This window comes from Caballeronia sp. LZ008 (assembly GCF_031451435.1).
Classification (GTDB): Bacteria; Pseudomonadota; Gammaproteobacteria; order Burkholderiales; family Burkholderiaceae; genus Caballeronia; species Caballeronia zhejiangensis.
This window is the reverse complement of the sequence record NZ_JARUXK010000002.1, coordinates 281,986-306,081: the sequence shown is the minus strand read 5'-3', so window position 1 is coordinate 306,081 and position 24,096 is coordinate 281,986. Positions and strand designations below refer to the sequence as shown.

Sequence of the window (24,096 nt, the reverse complement as noted above, 5' to 3'; positions counted from 1 at the left end):
GCCTCTTGATGGTTTTGGGTGATGTCGGTCTATTAGCACTGCCCCTGTGCGGGGCGGCAGTCACTTTCTTTGCCGTCGACCAGAGTTAGCGCTTTAGCGCTTACTCTGGCCCTTTCAAAGAAAGTAACCAAAGAAAGCAGCTCCCGATACGCCCGCGGTCACACGCAGTTTGGGTAGTCCTCTCGTCGTTCGTGGGCTGCCTAAAGAGTGCCCTCATAGGCCCCATCGGGCTTGGCTCGCGCACGGTCTGCCACATCGCACCACCCAACAAACTGGTTCAGCACCAAATAGCTCCAGCCCGCTTCGCGGCCGATGGGTCCATCGGGAATGCGCGTGCTTCTCTAAGAACGTCTCCATCTCGCCGCCTTCGCCGGACGTTGGTTTCCCTTGCATACCCGGCGGCAGCGCGTAGCGCTGTGCCGAAGCTGTTTCGTGCTGAACCAGCGCGCTCAACGTATTCGGGCGGCAGACCGTGCGCGAGCCACGCCCGATTAGGTGTTTGAGGGCACTCTTTAGGCGAGTGCCGTCTGTGACGAGAGGACTACCCAAATTGCGTGTGACCGCGGGCCTGAAAAGCTGCTTTCTTTGCTTACTTTCTTTGCAGCAGCAAAGAAAGTGAGTGCCGCCCCGCACAGGGGCAGTGCTGATAGACCGACAAGTACACGGGATCCGGCGACCTCACATCACAACCGTAGAACAGCGCTTCAACGAGCCAAACCACCTGCCACGGTTCTAAACAGCTCGAATGCGCCGTTCGACCTTGCCGAGCCGCACGACCGTCACGCCCGGACGCAACTGCCGCAGCGACGGCATCACGAGCATGCAATCGTCATAGGGCGTTTCGACCGCAACGCCCTCCGCCCAGCCGATCACGCTGCCCGCTTTCGGAAACACTTCGAGCCCCGTGTAGGCATCGGCGAAACGGAAGTCCATGCTCCTGGCTACGACCGGTTCCGTCACACGGACAACGAGCATTTCCTGCGGCGATGGCTGAACCCATCCGGCGGGCAAGTCTTCTTCGTCGATCACGCCGGATAGCAAAAGAAAGCGCGCGGTCACGTCGCGCGCGACGGTCACGGCATTCGCTTCCCAGTGCTGTCCGCATTCGATGAGCAACGCGTTCTTGTCGCTCGAAGGATCGCCGAAGCCTTCGTAATCGCGCATGCGCCGTCCTTCCGGATGACCTTCGTCGCAGATCACGGTCGCAGGCGTGCCGAGCCTCGCCGACAAGTCGATGCCTTTATCGAGCGGTCCCGCGACGATCAACGGCTTGCTCTTCTCGTGCATCGAATGAAGATCGAGCAGGAGGTCCACCGTATCGATGACGGGCCGCATCGCGCGGGCGCGGCGCAGCTCGCTCGAATCGCGCGACATGTCATCGAGCGCTTGCGCGGTCCATACACGATTGAAGTCCTGATCGACGAAGCGCGATGCATCGGGCTTGCTCGCATCGAAACGCGCGTAAGCATCGACGTTCGCGAACGCGAGCGTGAGCTTGCCGCGCCACGGGCGCAGTCCGGCACGCAGCAAGGCATCGACGACGATCGCGCCGCACACTTCGTTGCCGTGCGTGAGCGCGTTGATCATCACATGCGGACCGTCGATGCCCGAATCGAACGTATGCACATACGGCACGCCCGCGTTGCCCGAGGCATGCGCGCCGATATCGGGGAACGCGATCTCGATCGGGTATGCGTTGGAATGCGCGTTCATTCGAGCCCGCCCTGGCAGAGATATTTGATCGAGAGGTAATCGTCGAGGCCGTACTTCGAGCCTTCGCGACCATAGCCCGATTCCTTGACGCCGCCGAACGGCGCGGCCTCGCTCGCGATCGCGCCTTCGTTGATGCCGACGAGTCCCGATTCGAGCAGACGCGATACGCGATCGATGCGCTTCAGGTTTTGGCTATAGAAATACGCTGCGAGGCCGAAAGGCGTGTCATTGGCGGCGCGGATCGCCTCGGCTTCGTCGTCGAAGCGAAACAGCGGCACGACCGGGCCGAAGGTTTCTTCGCAGCTCAACTGCATGTCGGACGTTGCATCGGCGAGCACGGTCGGCGCGTAATAGTTGGGGCCGAGTTCCGCGAGACGCCTGCCGCCCGTCAGCGCGCGTGCGCCGCGCTTCAACGCGTCGTCTACATGACGCTCGATCTTTTCGACCGCGCGCGCGTTGATCATCGGGCCGATCTGCGCATCGGAATCAGTTGCAGGCGCAACTTTCAATGCGGCGACGCGCTTCGCGAGCAGGTCAGCGAACTTGTCATACACGGACGACTGCACATAGACGCGATTCGGGCACACGCAAGTCTGTCCGCCATTGCGGAATTTCGATGCCATCAATCCGGTGACGGCGGCATCGAGATCGGCATCGTCGAATACGATGAAAGGCGCATTGCCGCCGAGTTCCAGCGACAGCTTCTTCAACGTGCCCGCCGATTCCCGCGCGAGATACTTGCCCACCGGCGTCGAGCCGGTGAAGGTGATCTTGCGCACGCGGCCATCTTCGAGCCAGTCGGCGACCGCGTCCTGCGCGTTTTCGCGCGATGCGCTGATGAGATTCAACGCGCCCGCCGGCACGCCCGCTTCATGGGCGAGCATCACGAGCGCGAGCGCCGTGAGCGGCGTATCTTCGGCCGGCTTGCCGACGACCGTGCAACCCGCCGCGAGCGCGGGCGCGATCTTGCGCGCAATCATCGCGAGCGGGAAATTCCACGGCGTGATCGCAGCGACGACGCCGACCGGTTCCTTCACCGCGCTCATGCGCTTGCCGCGTTGCTGCTGCGGAATGATGTCGCCGTAGATGCGCGTGGCTTCGTCCGCGAACCACGCGACGTAAGACGCGCCGTACATCACCTCGCCGCGGCCTTCCGCGAAGGGCTTGCCCTGTTCGAGCGAGATGAGACGTCCGAGCGCATCGGCATGCTCGACGATCAGCGCGTGCCAGCGATGCAGGACCGCGGCGCGATCTTTCGGCAGCGTATCGCGCCACGCGGGGAAGGCGCGCGCGGCGGCATCGGTGGCGGCGCGGGCATCGGCGGGGCCGCTGTCGGCCACTTGCGCGATGACGTCGCCCGTCGCGGGATCGGTGACGGCGAAGCGTCGGCCGCTTGCAGCGGCAACCCATTTGCCGTCGATGAAGTTATCGGCGCGAATCAGATCGCTCAGTTCATATCGTTGCGTCATGATGGTCTCCAGAAAAGTCAGGCGAGCATTTGCGCAATGGCCGCGCCGACTTCCGTCGTCTTCGCCTTGCCGCCGAGATCGCCCGTATGCGGACCTTCCTTCAATACCGCCGTGATCGCGGCAAGCATCGCATCGTGTGCTTCCCGTTCGCCGAGGAAGTCGAGCATCATCGCCGCCGACCAGATCATCGCGACGGGATTCGCGATGCCCTTGCCCGCGATATCCGGCGCGGAGCCATGCACCGGTTCGAACAACGACGGGAAGTTGCGCTCCGGATTCATGTTGGCCGAAGGCGCGATGCCGATCGTGCCCGTGCAGGCCGGACCGAGATCGGAAAGAATGTCGCCGAAGAGATTGGTGGCGACGACCACATCGAAGCGATCCGGGCTCAGTACGAAGCGCGCGCAAAGAATGTCGATGTGCTGCTTGTCCCACTTGATCTCGGGATACTGCGCGGCGATTTCGGCGGCGCGCGTATCCCACCACGGCATGCTGATCGAAATGCCGTTGCTTTTAGTTGCGACCGTAACTTTCTTCTCGCGCTTTTGCGCAAGATCGAATGCGAACTTCAACACGCGCTCCGCGCCCTTGCGCGTGAAGATCGACGTCTGCGATACGAACTCGCGTTCGGTGCCTTCGAACATCGTGCCGCCGACCGATGAATACTCGCCTTCGGTGTTCTCGCGCACGATCATGAAGTCGATATCGCCCGCCTTGCGATTCGCGAGCGGCGAGGGCACGCCATCGAAAAGACGAGCGGGGCGCAGATTGATGTATTGATCGAACTCGCGCCGGAATTTGAGCAGCGAGCCCCACAGCGAGATATGGTCGGGAACGGTATCGGGCCAGCCGACCGCGCCGAACAGGATCGCATCGGCATCTTGCAACTGCGCCTTCCAGTCGTCCGGCATCATCTGGCCGTGCTGCGCGTAGTAATCGCAACTTGCCCATTCGATATGCCGGTACTCCAGTTCGATACCGAAGCGCTTGCTCACCGCGTCGAGCGCGCGCACTGCTTCGGGCATCACTTCCTTGCCGATGCCGTCGCCCGGAATCACGGCAATACGATATTTGCTGGACATGTGCTACTCCGCGTGAAAATGATCGACGATAAAAAGCACGCACGTGCATAAAGCGCGTGCGTCCGTTGAATGCATGAGAATGAGAGGCGCGCGCCTCAGTGATGGTTCTGCGAGAAGAGCGTTTCGAGCGGGTAATGCGTCTTCACGAACGACGTCTTGATGATGACGTAGCTGAAGTACTTCTCGATGCCGATGCCGCGCTCCAGCAGCCCTTCGATAATACTTTGATAGTGACTCACGCTGCGCGTGACGAACTTGAGCAAATAGTCGTAACCGCCGCTCGCGAGATGACATTCGACGATCTCGTCGACATCCTTCACGGCATTCACGAAGTTGATGAAGTCTTCGCGGCGATGATCGGCGAGCGTGACTTCGGTGAAGACCACCTGCACGTCGCCGAGCTTTTCGAGCTGAATCTGCGCGCCATAACCGACGATATAACCCGCCTTTTCCAGCCGTTTCACGCGAATCAGGCAAGGGCTGGGCGAGAGGCCGACCGCATCGGCGAGTTCCACGTTCGTGATGCGCCCGCGCTTCTGCAATTGCGAGAGGATACGCAGATCGATTCGGTCCAGCTTGCTGTCGGTGCTCATCGCGGCGGGTTCGGTCTCGCATGTCGGCGGTCGGTCGATGTTATCACGCAGCCGCGCGCGAACTAAAGCCCGATGCGCCTTTCAATGCATCGCGCACGTCGCTTTGCGCGAGTACATCGTCGAGTGTCTTCGTGAGGCGCTCGAACAGCATGTCGAAGTTCGCTTCGGTATAACAAAGCGCGGGCGCGAAGCCGAGAATGTTATCGCCGAATGCGCGGAACACGAGGCCGTTTGCATAAGCTGCGGCGGCAATGCGGTCGGGCAGCTTGAGCGATGCATCGAAGCCGCGCTTGCTGTTTTTATCGGCGACGAGTTCGAGCGCGCCGAGCAAGCCGCGATGCCGCGAATCGCCGACGAGCGGATGATCGAGCAACGCATCGAGCCCTTGCGCGAAACGCGGCGCCAGCGATTGCGCATTCGCGAGCAGGCCGCCTTCGTGATACAGCCGCATCACTTCGAGGCCGATCGCTGCGCTCACCGGATGCGCCGAATACGTATGTCCATGACCGATGACCGCCGACACATCTCCGCCATCCGCGATGCCCTGGTAGACCGCATCGGACATGAGGACCGCGCCCATCGGCGCATAACCCGCGGTGAGTCCCTTCGCGACCGTCATCAGATCGGGCTCGACGCCTTCGCCTTCGCACGCGAAGAGCGGGCCAGTGCGGCCGAAGCCCGTGATGACTTCATCCGCGACGAAGAGGATATCGAGCTTGCGGCACGCTTCGCGCATCGCCTTCAGCCAGCCTTTGGGCGGCACGATCACGCCGCCCGAGCCTTGAATCGGCTCGCAGAAGAATGCGGCGACGTTGTCCGCGCCGAGTTCCGCGACCTTGGCTTCGAGCGCTTGCACCGAAGCGGCGATGAGCGCGGCGTCATCGGCGTAATCGTTGCGGTACGCGTACGGCGAAGGAATGTGATGCTGCGTCGGCAGCGGCAAATCGAAGTTGCGATGGAACGCAGGCAACGCGGTCATGCCCGCGCCGATCGACGACGATCCGTGATAGCCGCGTTGCAGCGCGATGAAATGCTTCTTCGACGGACGGCCCGTCGCGTTGTAGTAGTGCGTGATGAAGCGCAGCGCGGAATCGACGGCATCGGAGCCGCCGAGCGTGAAGTACACATGTTGCAGCGAAGCAGGCGCGAGCTCGACGAGCTTCGCGGCGAGTTCGATGGCAGGCTCCGAGCCGAAATGAAAATAGCCCGTGGCGTAGGGCAGTTTCGCCATCTGCTTCGCGGCGGCCTCGACGATGCTCGCGTGTCCATAACCCGTGTTCACGCACCACAGGCCGGAGAACGCATCGAGCAGTTCGCGGCCTTCGATGTCGCGCAGGAACACGCCATCGGCGGAATCGAGCACGGTGACGCCGCGCGCTTCATGCGCGCGATAACTGACGACTGGATGAATCAGATGCTTACGGTCGGACTCGACAAGCGACTTGATCGACATGATGCGGCTCTCTCTTCGCGAAGGGGGCGGAATGGCTCTTGACCGTTTCATACTATCGGCAGAGCCGCATCGCGTGCATCGCCAAAAAAATCGCCAAAAAGCGAATCCGCAGCGTTTTGCGGGGGGCGCGCAGCATTTTCTGCTGCGGCCTTCGCGGTCTTTGCCCGACGATTCAATAGCCGCGCGTGCGGTCGATTTCGCCGATCATGCGCTCGCCCGCGCGATGACGGCGCAAGTTCTCCAACACCATTTCGACGGCGGTTTCGGGCCGCGTGGCGCTCGCGATATGCGGCGTGAGACGCACACGCGGATGCGTCCAGAAAGGATGCTCGCGCGGCAAGGGCTCGGGATCGGTGACGTCGAGAATCGCGGCGTTCAGATGCCCGCTATCGAGCGCATCGAGCAGATCCTGCTGGATCACATGCGGACCGCGCCCGACATTGATGAACGATGCGCCCTTCGGCAAGGTCTCGAACACGCGTTTGCCGATAAGCCCGCGCGTCGCATCCGTGAGCGGCAGCAGGCACACGAGGATATCGGTGCGCGCGAGAAACGCATCGAGCGATGCCGCGCCCGCATGACATTCGACGCCTTCGATCTCATGCGGCGAACGGCTCCAGCCCGCGCAATCGAAGCCGAACGCACGCAGCGTGTTCAGCACGGCGGTGCCGAGCATGCCGAGACCGAGCACGCCGACGCGCCGCGTCGAAGCCGCGCGCACCGGCATCTCGCGCCACACGCGCTCGCGTTGCTGCGCGGCGTAATTGAAAAGATCGCGATGAATCGTGAGCACGGCTTGCGTCACATACTCGACCATGCCTTCGACGATGCCCGGCTCCGTCATCCGCACGACCGCGACATGCGGCGGCACGCCGGACAGATCGAACTGATCGATGCCCGCGCCGACCGAGAAGATCACGTCGAGATTGGGGAATGTCTGCATGACATCCGCGGGCGGCTGCCACGCGGCGAGATAGTGCACGGCATTGGCATCGCCGATATCGGGCCATACGCGAAACGGCACGTCGGGCGCTTTCAGCGCGAAGTGCGTGGCCCATTGCTTGCCGCGTTCGGGATCGGCTTTATAGAGGATCGTCATCGTGTTCAACCCAGCGCCTGGTTGATGATCGCAAACTGCGCTACCGATGCGTCACGCGGCGGCGTGCCATTGCGCGCCATCTTGATGACGGTATCGACGCGTTTCATGCCGATGCTTTCGAGCCACGCCGACAAGCCGCTTTCATCGGGCGTGTCGATGCGCGTGAACTTGCCTTCGTCACGCGCGAGCCAATGGGCGATGAGCGCTTGCGCGCGGCGCGCGTGCTGCGCGTCGGCGGTGACGGAAACCACCGGACCGATTGCATGGCCGCGCCCGAATTCGCGGATCAGCGCGAAGCCCAGCACTTCGCCGTCGCGTTCGAGCACGATGCCGTCGGCAACTTTCAGCAACGCAGGCAGGAGCGTGCTTCGATCGAGTCCGCTTGCGCGCGATGCAAGCGCGACGAGTGCATCCGTATCGCGCGGATCGATCGCACGCAGGCGCTCGCCTTGCGCGAGATCGATGCGCGGCACGGCGAAATCGGCGGATTGATGCTGATGAATCGCACCGATGCGCGCGAACCCGAGCTTCGCGTAAAGCGGCTCGCCTGCGGGCGTCGCGTGCAGCACGGTGATGCGCTTGCCGAGCGCTTCGAGCAGCAGTTCCATCAGCTTGCGGCCGATGCCTTTGCCCTGGCAGTCCGGCGCGACGATCACCATGCCGAGCGATCCGCCATCGTCGCCGTACTTCCAGCACAGCGCGGTGCCGACGACACGCTCGCCTTCCTGCGCGATGAAGCCCGCGCCGGCGTCGAGCACGAAGCGCCAGTCGTCGGCGCGATGCGGCCATTTGACTTCGACCGAAAGCGCGTGAGCGGCGGCGATGTCATCGGCGGTGAAAGGGCGATACAGCAGAGTGGATGTTTCGGCAGCGGACACGGCATGCTCCACGTCAGAGGATGCCCGCCACTGTGACACGCGGCCCGCGCGCGCGGATAGGACGATCCTGTTGCTTACGCGGCGCTTGCCTTGTTGCGCATTCCGAGCCACGTCAATCCGGCCGCGCCGAATCCAAGCGCCGCGACCGCGATCCACAGCGCGATGGAAAACGATCCGGTGTGCGCGGCGATCGGTGCGGCGACGAGCGGTCCCGCGATCTGACCGAGCCCGTATGAGGCGGTCGCGTATCCCATCAATCCGGCTGCGGCTTCGCCACGCAGACGGCGCGCTTCGCGCATCGCGAACAGGGTGATGGCCGTGAACGGCAAGCCCAGCAGCAGACTGCCGATGCCGAAGCCGAGCGCGCTCGGAAACACGATGCCGAGCAAGATGCCGAGCGCCTGAAGCAGATAGCACGCAGCGCAAAGCAGCCGGTTATCCCACGACAGCGGCAGCCGCGCGGCGACCAGCGCGCCGGCGATCAGCGCCAGTCCGAAGGCAGGCCAGAAGAGATCGGGCCACGGCGAGCCCGGCACGGCCTGTCGCGCGATGACGGGCAGAAACGTCGCGGTGATGATGTAGCCGAACCCCGCGAGACCGTAAAGGCCGACGAGCCCGATCGAATCGACGCGCGCCGATGCGTTCGCCACGCTTTTGGCGGCATGCGCCGGGCTGCGCGCGACCGGCGCCCGATGCGCGAACGCCTGCCACACGAACACGCCCGCCACCGCCGAGCAGAGCGCGAATCCGATCCATACCGATGGCGCGGGCACGCCGAGCGCCGCGGCGGCCGCGCCGAGCAAACCGGTCGCGACGATGCCCACGCCCGGCCCCGCGTAGATGACGCCGGCGAGACCGTGCGCATCGAGTTCCGCGAGCCGCCGCAATCCCCATTGCGACGCGAACACGAAGGCCCACGCGCTGACGACGCCCGCCGCGAAGCGTATCGCGGCCCACATCCAGAAGAGATGGATGACGCCCATCGCGAGCGTCAGCGCGATGGTCCACGCGAGCGCGAGACGCACCATGCGCGCGTGATCGATGCGGATCGCCGCGCACGACAACGCGCCGATCAGATAGCCGGCGTAATTGGCCGATGCGAGCCAGCCGCCGTGCCGGATATCGAGCCCGCCGCTGTTGAGCATCAGCGGAAGGAGCGGCGTGAAGGCGAACCGGCCGACGCCGAGCGCCACCGCCAGCACGACGGCGCACGCGAGCGCGGCGTTTCGGGCGTGATGCGCGGGCAGCGGCGAAGCGTGAGCGTGCGAGGCCATGAGTCGGTCGGCGAAGAAGGGATAAACCCCATCGTAGCTTGACCGATCCATCTTGAAAAATGAATAATCGAGATGCGATCAATCTTCGGAAAAGATCATGGATTTGTCTGCATTGAACATTTTCAGGGCCGTCGTGCGCGAAAACGGCGTGACGCGCGCGGCCGCGAAGCTCAATCGCGTGCAGTCGAACGTGACGACGCGCATCCGTCAACTGGAGGAGACGCTCGGCACCGATCTCTTCATCCGCGATGGCCGCCGTCTCGTGCTGACGCCCGCCGGCGAAACCCTGCTGCCGTATGCCGAACGTCTGCTCGCGCTCGCGGAGGAGGCGCGTCATGCGGTCAGCGAGGATCGTCCGCAGGGGCGGCTGCGGCTCGGGACGATGGAGAGCACCGCCGCGAGCCGTCTGCCGCGCGTGCTGGCCGCGTATCACCAGCGCTGGCCGCAGGTCACGCTCGAACTGACGACGGGCGTGACGCGCGCGCTCATCGACAGCGTGCGTGCGTTCGAAGTCGACGCGGCGGTGATGGCGCGGCCGATCGAGCCCGACACGCTGCCCGCCGAGCAATTCGAGTCCGTGCCAGTGTTCGAGGAGGAACTGACGCTCGTCACGCCGCGCGGGCAGCATCCGTCGACGATGGCGCAGGCGAGCGCCGGCCTCACGCTCATCGCGTTCGAGCGTGGCTGCGCGTATCGCTCATACGCGACGCGCTGGTACGAGCAGCAGGGCATCCGTCCCGCGCGGGTGCTGGAACTGGGTTCGTATCACGCGATCGTCGCGTGCGTGGCGGCCGGTGCGGGCGTCGCGGTGGCGCCGCGCTCGGTGCTCGAACTCGCGCGTCTGGATGACGAAGTGGATCTGCATCCGATGGGCGAATTCGGTCGCATCGACACCTTGCTCGTCTGGCGCAAAGGGCATTTTTCGGCCGCGCTCAACGCGATGCGCGAGCTTCTGGCGGAACGTCCCGATGACGCAAAGGCGGCGTGACGATGTCGTCTGGCATCAGTTAGCTATCGAATGACGCGGGCGAAGCTCATTTCACGAGCGCCTTGATGGCCAGTTTCTTTGCCATCTGGAATGTCTTGGGAAAGGTCGTTTCGATGCCCAGCACGACGCGGCTCGATAACCGCTCCATGTCCTTCGGGCAATTGAACGCCATGCCGTTGAACTCGCGCAGATTCAGCGGCTTGATCTTCGACTGGAACTGCAGGAAGCGGTGAGAAACCGGAATGAAATGCGACGTCAGAGAGCTGCGCGAAAATTGCGGACGCGTCGTGCGCAGACTGCCGTGAATCGTTTTCGAATTCCATAGAAGCACGTCGCCCTTTTGCAGGAATGGCGCGCGAAATTCGAGCCGTTGTTCGGAGAGGATCTTCTTGACCAGCTCCTTGTACTGGCCGTGATTGAACGCGACGTCGAAGTTTTTTCCGTTCTTCACCATGTCGATGCGATGACTTTGCGGCACGACGAAGAAACGCCCGGCTCCCGCGTCGATATCTTCGAGCGCGTACCAGCATCCGACCATCGTGCCGATCAGTTCGCTATCGAGGTAATACGTGTCCTGATGCGGCCACGTCTCCGCGTTGCCTTCGAAATACATGCTCTGCACGAGCTTGCCTTCTTCCGAAAAAATCTCGCGTGTAATGGCTTTGACAGGCGTGCTCGCGAACGCCTTCACCGCGAGATTCTTGAGCGGCGCGAACGCTACGTCGCCGAGCGACTGAAGGTTGAGCAGCGGATTCATCACGAAGCCGTATTCGTTGATCCGGTTTTTTTCCGGATTCGCAGTGGCCTGCCGGTAGATGTATCCGGGGTACTGCTTGACCGTTTTATCGAATGCATTGCGGATCGAATCGCACGCGGCCCCGTCCACGACGCGGCGCACGACCACATAGCCGTTTTCCTCGTAGTATTGCTTTGCGCCAGCGAGGTCGGTCAGGTCGAACGTGGCCGAATTTTCTTCGACCGTTTCCGGAATTTCTATCTCGGTTCCAATCGGACTGAGGATTTTGTACATGATGGCCCCAAAGGCGGAATAGACCGGCTGCACGCGGACTCAATGTTCCGCACAAGCCTATGCCGGGCGATCGGACTCACGTCGCACCTGACCGATTCCGCCAAGGGATTGGCCTCAAGCGGCAATAAGCTGCAATAAGCGGCAATAAGCGGCCGCTCACTCGAACTCGAAGTTGCGCCGCGAGTAAAAGCGCTGAAGCTCGTGTTGCTGCGGCCGCACGCCGGTGAAAACTTCGACGTATTCCGGAATGCGCGACATGCGCACCGCCATGTCTTCGTGGAGCTTCATCGACACATAGCCGGCCTGCGTGTAATACGCGACGCGCGCGCGGACGTCGGCGGCGCGCGGTTCATAGTCGAAGCGCACGAACAGCGCCGTCAATGCCGCGATGCGTTGCGCATCGTCCTGCGCCATCTGCTCCGCGATCTCCTGCGATTGCTGCGACCAACTGCGCATCGCGGCTTCGAAGCGCGAGTCGAAGAGCGAATCGTCGAACCAGCAGTCGAAGACGTTGAGCATCGCTTCGCACACGCTGTCCGCGTATGCCTCGGTTCGTTCGATCCAGTGGCCGGTGTTCTTCTGCTTCCATCGGCCGAGCAACGCGGCAAGCAGTTCCTCGCGGTCCTTGAAGAACCAGTAAAAACTCGTGCGCGAAAGATTCAGCTTCTTTGCGAGCGGAAGTATGCGGACCGCATCCACGCCTCCTTCGAGAAGCCCTTCGTACGCCGCGTCCAGCCACATGTCGGCGGAGCCGCGCACCGCGTCGAGGGTCTGATCCATTTCGTTTTTTCCTGTATGCGTTCCGCTGTACACCATTGTCTCTCTACTTGACACATGTGTACAGAGCTTCTACGCTTGATTCACAACCGGCGTTCGTTCCCACTTGCTTCGAAGAGGCGCTCATGTCCACGGATCCGCTGCTGCAGCCCTATACGCTGAAACATCTCACGTTTCGAAACCGGATCATGACGACCTCGCATGAACCGGCTTACGCCGACGACGGGATGCCGAAGGAGCGTTATCGGGCGTATCACGTCGAAAGGGCGAAAGCGGGAATCGCATTGACGATGACAGCCGGCTCCGCAGCGGTTTCGAAGGACAGTCCGCCGGTCTTCAACAACATCCTCGCGTACAAGGACGAAGTGGTGCCGTGGATGAAGGATCTCGTCGACGAATGTCACGAGCACGGCGCGAAGGTGATGATCCAGCTGACGCATCTGGGCCGGCGCACGCGCTGGGACACGGGCGACTGGCTGCCCGCGGTGTCGCCTTCGCATTGCCGCGAGCCTGCGCACAGGACCTTCCCGAAGAAGCTGGAAGACTGGGACATCGAACGCATCGTGCGCGATTTCGCGGATGCGGCCGAGCGCATGAAAGCAGCCGGGCTCGACGGGATGGAGATCGAATCGTATGGTCATTTGATGGACCAGTTCTGGTCGCCTCTGACGAATACGCTCGAAGGTCCATATGGCGGTTCGCTCGATAACCGCATGCGCTTCACGTTCGATGTGTTGCGCGCGATTCGCGAGCGCGTCGGGGAGCGCTTTCTCGTCGGCCTTCGCTATACGGCCGATGAAATGCTCGCGGGCGGCATCACGAAGGAAGAGGGCATCGAGATTTCGATGCGCCTCAAGAACAGCGGTCTCGTCGATTTTCTCAACGTCATTCGCGGGCATCTGGAAACGGATGCCGCCCTGACCGACGTGATCCCGATCATGGGCATGAAGAGCGCGCCGCATCTGGAGTTCGCGGGCGAGATCAGGCGGGCGACGGACTTTCCGACGTTTCATGCCGGGCGCATTCAGGACGTCGCCACGGCGCGCTATGCGATCGAAGCCGGCAAGCTCGACATGGTCGGCATGACGCGCGCGCACATGACCGATCCGCATATCGTGCGCAAGATCATCGAGCGCAGGGAGGACGACATCCGTCCGTGCGTGGGCGCGAACTATTGTCTCGATCGCATCTATCAGGGCGGCATGGCGCTGTGCATCCACAATGCCGCGACGGGCCGCGAACTCGAGATGCCGCACACCATCGCGCCGGCCGCGACGAAGCGCAGGATCGTCATCGTCGGCGCGGGGCCGGCGGGACTCGAAGCGGCGCGCGTCGCGGGCGAGCGCGGGCATGACGTCGTCGTGCTCGAAGCGATGAACGATCCCGGCGGCCAGATTCGTCTCACCGCGCAGAACGTCCGCCGCAAGGAGATGATGGGCATCATCGACTGGCGCATGGCGCAGTGCGAAAAGCTCGGCGTGCGGTTCAAGTTCAATACGTGGGCGGATACGGAAACGGTGCTCGCGGCGCAACCCGATGTAGTGATCGTCGCGACCGGCGGCATGCCGCACACGGAGGTTTGCAGCGAAGGCAACGAGCATGTGGTCTCGTCGTGGGACATCATTTCCGGCGACGTGAAGCCCGGCGCGAACGTGCTCATCTTCGACGATGCCGGCGATCACGCCGCGCTTCAGGCTGCCGAAACGATCGCGCAGGCGGGCGGCAAGGTGGAAGTGATGACGCCCGACCGCTCGTTCTCGCCCGAAGTCATGAGCATGAATCTCGTGCCCTACATGCGCTCGCTGCAAAAGCTCGCGACCACCTTCACGGTGACGTTCCGGCTGGAATCGGTGCGTCGCGAGGGCGGTGAACTGGTGGCGACCATCGGCAGCGATTACGGCGGCGTGACGAAGGAGCAGCGTCACGATCAGATCGTCGTCAATCACGGCACGATTCCGATGGACGAGCTTTACTTCGAGCTCAAGCCGCTATCGAAAAACCGCGGCGCGGTGAATTACGACGAACTCATCGACGGCAGGCCGCAGAGCGGAGAGACGAATCCCGAAGGACAGTTCCAGCTTTTCAGAATCGGCGATGCGGTATCGGCGCGCAACACGCACGCCGCGATCTATGACGCGCTTCGTCTGGTGAAGGATCTGTGAGCGCGGTTACGGACTCAGCCGGCTGACCTTCGTGCCTTCGAGCGACACGCCGGCCATGAGACCGGCATTCGTCAGCACGAAGACCTCGACGGGATTGGTGGCCGTGGTCGTATCGAGCTGGCCGTTCGCGCCGAGCCTGGCGACCGCGACGGTCGCATCGGTGCCGGCCGCCCAGCCGTCGCGCCGACGGAATTGCGCGAGCGCATCGTCGGTCAGGAACACATAGATGATCACTTTCGATTGCGCGCCAATCTGCAAGCCGAACGAGCCGCCCGCCGTGCTGTAGTAGCCGTCGGTGCGGCCATCGATACGCAATGCGCCTTCGCCATATTGCGCGCCGAACCAGAAGCCCGCCGCGATCACGCGAGGAAAAACGAGCACGCCGCGCGCCTTGCTCACGAGTTCGCGCGAGCCGTTCACGGAAACATATAACCGTTGCAGCGTCGCATCGACGGCGGCGTCGATGGCGCGATCGCGATCGGCCGTGCCGGCTGCGGTTTCGCCGGACGACGGACCCGTGGTCGTGCATCCGGCAATGCACAGCGCCGCCGCCGCCATGCCGCCGGTGAGCAAAAGACGCCTCTTGTTCTTCTGATTCATACGGTTCCTCTCATCGACAGTATCGTGGGCTCTCGCACTATACAAGCGTATTGCGCAGAGGGAAACGGTCCGAAGTCTGCTACGCCGATGCAAAGTCGAGACATCGGATTCGAGAGGATAAGAACATGAAGCGGCTTCGGGCATTCGTATGCGTGTTGATGTCGACGTGTTTGAGCAGCGCTTATGCGGCGCACGAGACGGCATCGCCGAATCATCATCGTCATCACACCAAGGCGAAGGCCGCGCATGCAAGCGGGATCGATCGCTCAGGCAAGCCGCGCAAGGGCGAGGCTTCGTACTACGGCCGCAAGTTCTACAAGAAAAAAATGGCCGATGGCACACACATGGATCCGCAGTCCAACGCGGCCGCGAGCAAGACCCTTCCGCTCGGCACCAAGGCGCGCGTCACGAATCTCGAGAACGGCAACAGCGATGTCGTCGAGATCAAGGACCGCGGTCCTTATGCGAAGAACCGGATCGTGGATGTATCGCCGAAGACGGCGGACAAGCTCGGGATCAAAAAGGATGGCACCGCACCCGTCGAAGTAAAGCCGATCGAAGTTCCGCAGGCGGAAACAAAGTAGGATGGCGAAATAAATCACATCGCGCTTCGCGCGGGTCCGCTGACGGGGAAATCCGCGAAAAGCCTGCATACCGCAGTCGCATTGCGGCAGAGATGAAGTTGCTCGCGGAACCGATGATCGCAAAAGTGCTCCGCGACTTCACCGAGCAAATGCAGATGCGTCATGCTCACGCGCTCGGGAACGAAGAGGGCGATCACATCCGTCACCGGCTTTCCATCGGGCGCGGCGTAGGGAATCGGCGCTGCGGGGCGGATATATAGCGCCATCGCCTGATTCACTTCTTCGAGTTGTCCGTGCGGGACGGCAACGCCTTCGCCAAGCGCGGTCGAACCGAGCGCCTCGCGGGCCGCGAGGCATGACGTGACTTGATCCGCCGCGAATCCATATCGATCGTCGACGAAGCGCCCGATCGTGCTGAAAAGCGCGTCCCGATTCGCGATATCCGCGCCGAGCAATATGTGCTCCGGCGTCAGCAGGCCGGATAGCGAAGTAGGTTCGTCGCGCGGCTTGACGATATGCGCCGCCGAATCACCGCCGATCGAAACGCTGCGTTCCATGAGGTTGCGCCAGGCATCGGAAGGCGTGTCCGGAACTTCGAGCAAGCCGCTTACTTTTGCCGATGGCGCGACGTCGGACAGACGATCGATCGCGCCGTGGAGGGCCGTTCGCGGCAGGATCAGCGTGAGCCGGACGCGATCGCGTTCGTGCAGTGGCGTGACGCGTATCGTCCACGGTTCGCCCACGCAGTCGCGCACGAGCGAGCGGCGCAGCGGCGTGGCATGTTTTGCGTCGATGGTTACGTGAACCATCACATGACGGCTCTCGCCGAATGGCGCGACGCGGCCCGGCGCGGTTCTCGCGAAGCCCAATCGCGCGATGAAGGCTGACAGCGCGCTGACCATGTCGACTCCTTTACGGACGCGTGGCGAAGCAAGCACTTCAGCATAAACCCGCGCACATGAAGACGACGTAAAAATGCTCAGGCGTGTGGAGAGCGAGACTCGTATGAAGCGCTCACGGCGCTTTGCATCGTGATCAGAGGGACGGAAGGGACAAATCGCGCACGTCGGAAGAGCAAAACGCGACGCGCGCGCCGATCAGTGCATGCAGGTTATGTTGCAGGCAGCGTAGAAGATACGCGGAAGACTGATCTTCGCGTCCGAGTTGCCTTTGCTTTGCGAGGCGCGTCTGCTGCCGGGCGATCATCCCCTTGCAGTCTTGAATATGGCGGTCGATTACCGTCAATTCTTTGCTCAATCTGTCACCGATACGAGAAAAAGCCCGCCGTGAGAGAGGGCGGGCCATGGTGTTGCGAGCGCGCCGAGGCGGGGGCCAAAGCGCCATTTCAGAATAGCCGGGTTCGTCGATGGAATGGCCGTCCGTAACTGATCCCAAACGGGCGGCTCATGGCGTTTTTCGGGCTCGCCGCCCTCCAGTTCCCGCCGGGGTTGCCGATAAACCAGCGATCCGCGTCCCAAAGCGCTCGCAGCGTCTATCCACACTTTCCCGATGAAACTCAGTCTCAAGATTCCCCTCGCATTCGCCGCCGCGCTCGTTTTGATGTTCGCCGGCGCCCTCTATGGCATTTTCGCGCTCAACGGCTCCATCGACGCGTACCGCACCGAAGTCGCGGCCAACGTCGCCAGCGAGCGCATGGTTTCGGAGATGCTCGTCACGTTCAAGCTGCAGGTGCAGGAGTGGAAGGACACGCTCCTGCGCGGCAAGGATCCGCAGAAGCTGGAGAAGTACTGGAGCGCTTTCGAAACCCGCGAGCGCACCGTCAACAAGCTCGCGGACGAACTCAAGCGCACGCTGCCCGCAGGAGAAGGCCGCGATCTGATCGAGCGATTCGCGTCCGCGCACCTCGCGATGGGCACGGGATACCGGCGCGGCTTCGAAGCGTTCAAGTCGGCGGGATTCGAGGCATCTGCCGGGGATAGCGCAGTTGCAGGCGTCGACCGTGAACCGGCCGAGCTGCTCGAACAGGCCGCGAGGAAAATCGCCGCCGACAGCGCCCGCGTCTCCGCGCAAGCCGACGCCGATGCGCGGCAGGCATCGTTCGCCAGCATCGCGTTGATGCTCGTCGTGCTGGCGCTCGCGCTCATCGGCGGATATGTGTTCAGCCGCAGCGTGTCGCGTCCGCTCAATCGTGCGCTGGGCTGCGCGCAGGCTGTTGCAACGGGCGATCTGTCGCTCGAGTTCGATGCGCGCGGCAAGGACGAAATCGCGGAACTGCTCGTCGCGCTCAAGCACATGCAGACGAGTCTCGCGAAGGTGGTCGGGCAGGTGCGTCATAACGCGGAAGGCGTCGCGACCGCGAGCGCGCAGATCGCATCGGGCAATCTCGATCTGTCCTCGCGTACCGAGGAACAGGCCGCATCGCTGCAGGAAACCGCGGCCAGCATGGAAGAAATCACGGCGACCGTGCGGCAGAACGCGGAGCACGCGGCCGCTGCGTCGTCGCTCGCGCAAACCGCATGGCAAACCGCTGCGTCCGGTGGCGACACGATGGAGCAGGTCATCGAGACCATGCAAGGCATCTCCGAAAGCTCGGGCAAGGTGAGCGAGATCATCGCCGTCATCGATGCTATCGCATTCCAGACCAACATCCTCGCGTTGAACGCGGCCGTGGAAGCAGCGCGCGCCGGCGAGGAAGGGCGCGGCTTTGCGGTCGTCGCGGCCGAAGTCCGCTCGCTCGCGCAACGCAGCGCGTCGGCGGCGAAGGAGATCAAGGTGCTGATCGAACAGTCGACGGGCCGCGTCGAAACCGGCGCGGCGCTGGTGCGCGATGCGGGCGCGATCATCGCCGATATCGTCGGTTCGGTGCAACGCGTGACGGGCGTCGTCGGCGAGATTTCGGCGGCGTCGGAAGAGCAGCGCAGCGGCATCGAGCAAGTCAATCTGGCCGTGACGCAAATGGACGAAGTCACGCAGCAGAATGCCGCGCTGGTCGAGCAGGCGTCCGCGGCCGCGCACGCGCTGGCGGAACAGTCCGCGTCGCTGCGTGACGCGGTGGCGGTGTTCAGATTGCGCGGTGACGCGGTTCAGGCTGCATGAGCACGCGCGATAAACTGTGCCGCATGAACGCAACGAAACGGAAAGACTCTCTGACGATGCAACGAAAGGAGCGAGCCCCCACGCGCAATCACGACCAGGCGCGGCCGGCCACGCTGATCGACTCTGTCTGGCGCGTGATGCTTCGCGTCGCGTTCCGGCTCGCGCGCGCGTGGTGGAGCCTTCGACAGCCTGAGCACGAAGGCGCGCTCGTGGCGATCTACGTCGGATCGATGCTCCTCCTGGTGAAGCCGTCGTATCGGCTCGAATGGAACTTGCCCGGCGGAAGTATCGACCCGGGCGAGACGCCTCATGCCGCGGCGCTGCGCGAACTCGAAGAAGAGATCGGCCTCACGTCGCATCCGCTACACCCTGCGGGCAGCGCGTGCGGCATATGGGACGGGCGGCGCGACACCGTGCATTTCTTCGAACTGCATCTCGATGCGATGCCCGAATTGCGGCTCGATAATCGCGAGATCATCGCCGTGCATTGGGCGTCGCCGGAAGAATTGCGCGGCCTTGCGTTGACGGACGCAGCGGCCGCGTATTGCGAGACTCAGCTTTGATCGCCCCAGAGGTCGTCGACCGCGCGGATCGCGAGCAAGTAGCCGTTCGCGCCGGCTCCGCAGATGACCGCGGTGGCGGCCACCGAGATCGTCGAATGGCGATACTCCTCTGAGCGCCGATGAATGTTCGTGATGTGCACTTCCACCACCGGCCGGCGAATCAGCTTGACCGCGTCGAGCACCGGAATCCGCCCGAACGAAAAACCTGCCGGGTTGATGATCAGCGCGGCGTCCTGCAAGAACGCCTCCTGAATCCAGTCGATCAGTTGACTTTCGCTGTTGGTCTGACGGAATACGCAGTCGAACTTGAGCGTCTCGCCGAGCGCGAGACAGTTCTGTTCGATGTCCTTTAGCGTCGTATGCCCGTAGATGTGCGGCTCCCGTGCGCCGAGCATGTTCAGATTGGAGCCGTTGAGAATGTAGAGTTTGCGAGCCATGGTGTCAGTGGGTGGCGCTGCGTTCGAGGGACGTGTCTTTGGTTTCCCGCGACGTCGCGATCATGAGGAAGGAAAGCAGGTTCAGCGAGCCGCAGACAGCGACGATGGCCCACGGTGAACCGTGAAAGGCATTGAGCAGCGCGACCGCGACGATCGGCATCGGTCCGCCGGTGAGCAGATTGGCGCCGGAGTAGGACAGCGCGGAGCCCGTGTAGCGCGCTTCGGTCGGAAACGATTCTGCGAACCACACCGGCTGAATGCCGCTCTGGAACTGTGTGAAGCCGAGGAAGGCGCCCATCACGGCCATCGTCATGGCGATGGAGTGCTGATTGAGGATCGGAAAGTAGATCAGGCAGCAGATCAGCGTGCAGAAGGAGCCGATCATCAGCGCGCGCTTGCGCCCGATCCGGTCGCTCAGATAGCCGCCCGCCAGAGCGCCCACGATGGCGCAGACATTGGCGACCATCAGCAGCATGAAGCCGGTCTGTTTGGGCACGCCGAGGTTCTTCGTCAGATAGCTGAGCGAGAACACCACGATCAGATAGAACAGCGCAGCCGGGCCGCAGAAGAACAGCGTGAGGCGCAGCGCGGTGCGCCAGTGGAACTTGAATACGACGCCGAGGGGATTCGCGGCGCGCGCGCCTTCGCCTTTCTTCCTGAGCGCCTCGAATGCCGGCGTCTCGCTGACCTTCATGCGGATATAGATGCCGAGCAGCACGAGCACGAAACTCGCGAGGAACGGGATTCTCCATCCGAACGATTCGAAGTCATCGGCCGACAGCAAGGCGGACAACGTGAAGAGCGCGAGATTGGCGAGTATCTGGCTGAGCGGCGAGCAAATGCCGAGCAGGCCCGAATACAGCCCGCGCTTCGAAGCGGATGCGTGTTCGACGGCCATCAATTGCGCGCCCGTCGATTCCCCGCCGAGCGCGAAACCCTGAACGATGCGCAACGAGACCAGCAACGTGGGCGCGAGGATGCCGACTTGCTGATAAGTGGGCAGCAGTCCCATCAGGAACGACGCGCCCATCACCGAGACCGTTATCAGCATGAGGTTGCGGCGTCCCCAGCGATCGCCGAGCATGCCGCAGATCACCGCGCCGAGGGGCCGCGCGGCAAGCCCGGCCCAGAAGCTCGCGAGCGATGCGAGCAGTGAGGCGGTCGGGTCGAGGGACGGGAAGAACAGCTTGGGAAAGATCGTGGCCGCGACCACGCCGTACAACGCGAAGTCGAACCATTCCAGCGCCGTACCGACGGTTGCGCCCGCCACGGCGCGACGCGCCATCAAGTGAGCCTGTGCGGATCGTTCGCTCGCGGCAATGTTTGGGTCAGCGATGACTGACATGACGTCTCCTGAGTTTTCGGTATCTTCAAACGTTCGTTTCTGGTGACGAACAGATGCTATTGTTTGCGCTGCCAAAGCGAGGCGTTCCGCACCGGAACTGCGTTTCATATCACGAAAATAGCCAAACGATGTCGCTGAAAAACGGTCTGCGTGTCCTCGACTTTCTCGCGTCGCAAGGCGAAGGCGCGGGCCTTTTGGCCATCGCCGATGCGCTCGGCTTGCCGCGCAGCACATGCCACCGCGTGCTCGTCGAGCTCGTCGAAGGCGGCTATGTCAGGCAGATGGCCGATCAGGGCCGCTACATCCTGACCATGCGGATGACATCGAACGGGCTGGAATTCCTGAGCCTCACGGGCATCGCGGATATCGCCCAGCCGATCATCGAACGCGTCGCCGCGCGGACCGGCGAACTGGCGCGTCTGTCGCTGGTGGACGGTGAAGCGATCATCTGGGTAGGGAAGGCAGACGGGCAACGCACCGGCTTTCGCTACGATCCCGACATGGGCCAGGCAGCGCAGCTTTCGTGCACATCGACCGGACACGCATGGCTCATGACGATGTCCGATGAACGCGCGGCCGCGCTCGTGCTGAAGCAGGGCTTCGGGCAGCCGAACGAGTTCGGACCCAATGCGCCGACGACGCTCAAGGCGCTACTCGGTTTCCTGCACGCGGCGCGCGTGCGTGGCTACGCGATGATCGACGAGGTGTTTGCGCCGCGCATGTCGGCGGTGGCCGTGCCTGTGGTCAGCGGCTCGCGCTGCGTCGGCGTGATCAGCCTGGCCGGTCCGCGCGTGCGGCTGACCGCCGAGAAGATTCACGAGTATTCGGTCCTGCTGCTCGAAGCTTCCAATGAGCTGGCCCAGTTGAGCAATCTCGCGGGATTTCCGAGCCGGCCGCCGCTCGGCAAGGGATGAGCGTTCGGCCCTTTCGGTCGCGCCCGGCAGCGACTCGCGCGGCATCGGGATCGGCCTGGTGCACAAGTTCTGATCGCGACGGCGTTCTGTCGACGATCGAACGCACATCTCACCGATTCGCTTGCTGCGCCGCTACCAGCGCACGCCAAAAGCCGCGCACAAGTCAGCGATGGCGGACTGATCCAGCGGAGCGGGACGCGGCGTCGTCATGAGCCACAGACGCGCGGTTTCTTCGAGTTCCTCGAGCGCATACGAAGCGTGCGAGACGCTGCGTTCCCACACTACCGGCCCGAGCCGTTCGAGCAATACGGCCCGCACGGACGACGCACGCCGCGCGATTTCCGCGGCCACCTGCGGGTCGCCCGGACGCCGGTATCGCACGAGCGGCACATGCCCGACCTTCATCACGTAGTACGGCGTGATGGGCGGCAGCACGTCTTCATCGCTCCATACGCCCGCGAGCGTCAGCGCGACGAGCGAAGTGGAATGCGTATGCACGATGCCGCGCGTGTCGGCGTTGTTTTCGTAGATTCGGCGATGCAGTTCCAGCGTCTTCGATGGCCGCGCGCCCGACACATGCCGGCCTTGCGCATCGACCTTCGCAATGTCCGCCGGATCGAGCCGCCCGAGACAGGCGTCGGTCGGCGTGATGAGCCAGCCATCGTCGCAGCGCGCGCTGATATTGCCCGCGCTGCCCACGGTATAGCCGCGCGCATAGAGGCTCGCGCCGACCGCGCAGATTTCCTCGCGCAATTTCGCGTCGGTCATCACGAACGTTCTCCTTCGGCATAGCGCAGGGCCTTCGCGAAGAAATCGCGTGCGCCGAAGTTGCCCGACTTGAGCGCGAGCACGAGCGGCGTCTCGCCGAGCGCGACCGTGACGGGCACGCCCGGATCGATCGGCGGTCCGATCTGCAGCATGTCGACGCCGAGCGCCTGCACCACCGCGCCCGAGGTCTCGCCGCCCGCCACCACGAACTTGCGCACGCCGCGCGCCTTCGCCTCGCGGGCGATGGCGGCGAGCGCATCCTCGACGAGCTTGCCCGCCGCCGCGACGCCCAGCTCGCGTTGCACTTCGCTCACTTCGTCGGGCGCGGCGGTCGCATAGACCAGCACCGGCTGCATCGCGTGCGTATCGATGAAAGCGAGCGCTGCCTCGACGACGGCTTCGCCACGCGCGAGCGCACGCGGATCGATGCGGTACGCGGGGCGCGTCTCGAGCCATTCCGCGACCTGCGCGTTGGTTGCCTTCGACGCGCTGCCTGCCAGAACGAGCGCCGGGCCGCTGACGGCCGGAAGATCGGCGGCCTTGTCGTTCGGCTCGATCAGTCCCGCGCGGCGGAAATTTTCCGGCAATCCGATGGCGACGCCCGAGCCGCCCGTGACGAGCGGCAACTCAGCGCACGCTTCGCCGAGCGTGCGCAGGTCGGCATCGGTGAGCGCATCGGCGATGGCGAGGCGCACGCCGTCGGCGCGCAGCTTCGCGATCGCGTCGCGCACGGCATCGGCGCCCGCCGCGACCGTCGCGCTCGCGATCAGGCCGACTGTCGACTTCGACTGACGCTGCAGCACGCGCACGAGGTTGGGATCGCGCATCGGCGTGAGCGGATGGTTCTCCATGCCGGATTCGTTGAGCAGCGCGTCGCCGACGAACAGATGTCCGCGATACACGGTGCGCCCGTTCTCCGGAAACGCCGGGCAGGCGATCGCGAAGTCGCCTTTGCCGCCGTCGGCGAGCGCATCGAGCAGCGCCTCGGCAACCGGTCCGATGTTGCCCGCATCGGTCGAATCGAAGGTCGAGCAGTACTTGAAGAAAAACCGACGGCAGCCCTGGCCGCGCAGCCAGTCGAGCGCGGCGAGCGACTGCGCGATGGCGTCGTCCGCAGCGATGGTGCGCGATTTGAGCGCGACGACGAGCGCGTCGACATCGTCGAGCACGGCGGATGCTGGCACGCCGATGGTCTGGATCGTACGCATGCCGCCGCGCACCAGCGTGCTGGCGAGGTCGGTGGCGCCGGTGAAATCGTCGGCGATGCATCCCAGAACGGGACGGCGATGGCTTGTTTGCATGGTGTTCCC

Annotated in this window: 23 protein-coding genes; 6 read left to right on the top strand and 17 right to left on the bottom strand. The window is 63.4% G+C overall.

Going from position 1 to position 24,096, the window contains the following annotated elements; genetic code table 11:
* Window positions 1–732: 732 nt before the first annotated feature.
* The 8 genes from QCE49_RS15785 to QCE49_RS15750 all read right to left on the bottom strand — a co-directional run bounded on the left by QCE49_RS15785 (window position 733) and on the right by QCE49_RS15750 (window position 9,561).
* Entirely contained in the window at window positions 733–1,713 is a 981-nt protein-coding gene (locus tag QCE49_RS15785) for a M14 family metallopeptidase (RefSeq protein ID WP_250458252.1), read from the bottom strand.
* Window positions 1,710–3,182: an NAD-dependent succinate-semialdehyde dehydrogenase gene (locus QCE49_RS15780; RefSeq protein ID WP_250458251.1), complete on the bottom strand. Its 1,473-nt coding sequence runs from the start codon at window positions 3,180–3,182 to the stop codon at window positions 1,710–1,712. The genes QCE49_RS15785 and QCE49_RS15780 overlap by 4 nt, the downstream gene beginning before the upstream one ends.
* 17 nt (window positions 3,183–3,199) lie before the next feature.
* Window positions 3,200–4,264, bottom strand: coding sequence for a tartrate dehydrogenase (locus QCE49_RS15775; protein ID WP_008346962.1), 1,065 nt, complete (start codon window positions 4,262–4,264; stop codon window positions 3,200–3,202).
* A gap of 95 nt (window positions 4,265–4,359) precedes the next feature.
* Window positions 4,360–4,857 carry an Lrp/AsnC family transcriptional regulator gene (locus tag QCE49_RS15770; protein WP_008346961.1) on the bottom strand — a complete coding sequence of 166 codons (498 nt, stop codon included), beginning with the start codon at window positions 4,855–4,857 and terminating at the stop codon, window positions 4,360–4,362.
* 43 nt (window positions 4,858–4,900) lie between these two features.
* Entirely contained in the window at window positions 4,901–6,310 is a 1,410-nt protein-coding gene (locus QCE49_RS15765; protein WP_175981466.1) for an aspartate aminotransferase family protein, read from the bottom strand.
* A gap of 172 nt (window positions 6,311–6,482) precedes the next feature.
* On the bottom strand, window positions 6,483–7,409 hold the full coding sequence (locus QCE49_RS15760) for a glyoxylate/hydroxypyruvate reductase A (RefSeq protein ID WP_250458295.1): 927 nt from the start codon (window positions 7,407–7,409) through the stop codon (window positions 6,483–6,485).
* A 5-nt stretch (window positions 7,410–7,414) separates the two neighbouring features.
* Window positions 7,415–8,287, bottom strand: a complete 873-nt coding sequence (locus QCE49_RS15755; protein ID WP_250458250.1) for a GNAT family N-acetyltransferase — start codon at window positions 8,285–8,287, stop codon at window positions 7,415–7,417.
* Window positions 8,288–8,361: 74 nt separating this feature from the next.
* Entirely contained in the window at window positions 8,362–9,561 is a 1,200-nt protein-coding gene (locus QCE49_RS15750; protein WP_250458248.1) for a YbfB/YjiJ family MFS transporter, read from the bottom strand.
* 97 nt (window positions 9,562–9,658) lie between these two features.
* Here QCE49_RS15750 and QCE49_RS15745 point away from each other — a divergent pair, with 97 nt between their 5' ends.
* On the top strand, window positions 9,659–10,549 hold the full coding sequence (locus tag QCE49_RS15745; RefSeq protein WP_250458247.1) for a LysR family transcriptional regulator: 891 nt from the start codon (window positions 9,659–9,661) through the stop codon (window positions 10,547–10,549).
* A 46-nt stretch (window positions 10,550–10,595) separates the two neighbouring features.
* Here QCE49_RS15745 and QCE49_RS15740 read toward each other — a convergent pair whose 3' ends face one another.
* The gene (locus QCE49_RS15740; protein WP_008346952.1) at window positions 10,596–11,579 is read right to left on the bottom strand and encodes a phytanoyl-CoA dioxygenase family protein; all 984 of its coding nucleotides are present in this window, start codon (window positions 11,577–11,579) and stop codon (window positions 10,596–10,598) included.
* A 156-nt stretch (window positions 11,580–11,735) separates the two neighbouring features.
* Window positions 11,736–12,359, bottom strand: coding sequence for a TetR/AcrR family transcriptional regulator (locus QCE49_RS15735; protein WP_175981473.1), 624 nt, complete (start codon window positions 12,357–12,359; stop codon window positions 11,736–11,738).
* Between the two features lie 122 nt (window positions 12,360–12,481).
* On the opposite strand from QCE49_RS15735, the gene QCE49_RS15730 reads away from it, so the two are divergent.
* The gene (locus tag QCE49_RS15730; protein ID WP_008346949.1) at window positions 12,482–14,518 is read left to right on the top strand and encodes an NADH:flavin oxidoreductase; all 2,037 of its coding nucleotides are present in this window, start codon (window positions 12,482–12,484) and stop codon (window positions 14,516–14,518) included.
* A gap of 6 nt (window positions 14,519–14,524) precedes the next feature.
* Here the strand turns inward: QCE49_RS15730 and QCE49_RS15725 are convergent, their stop codons facing one another.
* A complete protein-coding gene (locus tag QCE49_RS15725; protein WP_250458246.1) occupies window positions 14,525–15,118 on the bottom strand; it encodes a YSC84-related protein in 594 nt (197 codons plus the stop codon).
* 125 nt (window positions 15,119–15,243) lie between these two features.
* On the opposite strand from QCE49_RS15725, the gene QCE49_RS15720 reads away from it, so the two are divergent.
* A complete protein-coding gene (locus QCE49_RS15720) occupies window positions 15,244–15,702 on the top strand; it encodes a septal ring lytic transglycosylase RlpA family protein (protein WP_250458245.1) in 459 nt (152 codons plus the stop codon).
* Window positions 15,703–15,716: 14 nt separating this feature from the next.
* Here the strand turns inward: QCE49_RS15720 and QCE49_RS15715 are convergent, their stop codons facing one another.
* Window positions 15,717–16,604 carry a PTS sugar transporter subunit IIA gene (locus QCE49_RS15715; protein WP_309806147.1) on the bottom strand — a complete coding sequence of 296 codons (888 nt, stop codon included), beginning with the start codon at window positions 16,602–16,604 and terminating at the stop codon, window positions 15,717–15,719.
* A 133-nt stretch (window positions 16,605–16,737) separates the two neighbouring features.
* The gene (locus QCE49_RS15710) at window positions 16,738–16,959 is read right to left on the bottom strand and encodes a hypothetical protein (RefSeq protein ID WP_175981483.1); all 222 of its coding nucleotides are present in this window, start codon (window positions 16,957–16,959) and stop codon (window positions 16,738–16,740) included.
* Between the two features lie 252 nt (window positions 16,960–17,211).
* On the opposite strand from QCE49_RS15710, the gene QCE49_RS15705 reads away from it, so the two are divergent.
* Both QCE49_RS15705 and QCE49_RS15700 read left to right on the top strand, forming a co-directional pair.
* Window positions 17,212–18,759: a methyl-accepting chemotaxis protein gene (locus tag QCE49_RS15705; protein WP_250458244.1), complete on the top strand. Its 1,548-nt coding sequence runs from the start codon at window positions 17,212–17,214 to the stop codon at window positions 18,757–18,759.
* 56 nt (window positions 18,760–18,815) lie between these two features.
* Window positions 18,816–19,322: an NUDIX domain-containing protein gene (locus tag QCE49_RS15700; RefSeq protein WP_250458239.1), complete on the top strand. Its 507-nt coding sequence runs from the start codon at window positions 18,816–18,818 to the stop codon at window positions 19,320–19,322.
* On the opposite strand, the gene QCE49_RS15695 is transcribed toward QCE49_RS15700, so the two are convergent.
* Together QCE49_RS15695 and QCE49_RS15690 are read right to left on the bottom strand one after the other, a co-directional pair.
* Window positions 19,313–19,759 (bottom strand): type II 3-dehydroquinate dehydratase, encoded by a 447-nt coding sequence (locus QCE49_RS15695; protein WP_008346936.1) that lies wholly within the window; start codon window positions 19,757–19,759, stop codon window positions 19,313–19,315. The two genes, QCE49_RS15700 and QCE49_RS15695, sit on opposite strands and share 10 nt — an antisense overlap.
* Before the next feature lie 4 nt (window positions 19,760–19,763).
* The gene (locus tag QCE49_RS15690) at window positions 19,764–21,044 is read right to left on the bottom strand and encodes an MFS transporter (RefSeq protein ID WP_250458294.1); all 1,281 of its coding nucleotides are present in this window, start codon (window positions 21,042–21,044) and stop codon (window positions 19,764–19,766) included.
* Window positions 21,045–21,232: 188 nt separating this feature from the next.
* Between QCE49_RS15690 and QCE49_RS15685 the strand changes: the two genes are divergently transcribed.
* On the top strand, window positions 21,233–22,018 hold the full coding sequence (locus tag QCE49_RS15685) for an IclR family transcriptional regulator (protein ID WP_250437389.1): 786 nt from the start codon (window positions 21,233–21,235) through the stop codon (window positions 22,016–22,018).
* A 132-nt stretch (window positions 22,019–22,150) separates the two neighbouring features.
* On the opposite strand, the gene QCE49_RS15680 is transcribed toward QCE49_RS15685, so the two are convergent.
* Entirely contained in the window at window positions 22,151–22,786 is a 636-nt protein-coding gene (locus QCE49_RS15680) for an aldolase (RefSeq protein WP_008346930.1), read from the bottom strand.
* Window positions 22,786–24,087, bottom strand: a complete 1,302-nt coding sequence (gene otnK / locus QCE49_RS15675; protein WP_175981494.1) for a 3-oxo-tetronate kinase — start codon at window positions 24,085–24,087, stop codon at window positions 22,786–22,788. The genes QCE49_RS15680 and otnK overlap by 1 nt, the downstream gene beginning before the upstream one ends.
* Between the last annotated feature and the right edge of the window lie 9 nt (window positions 24,088–24,096).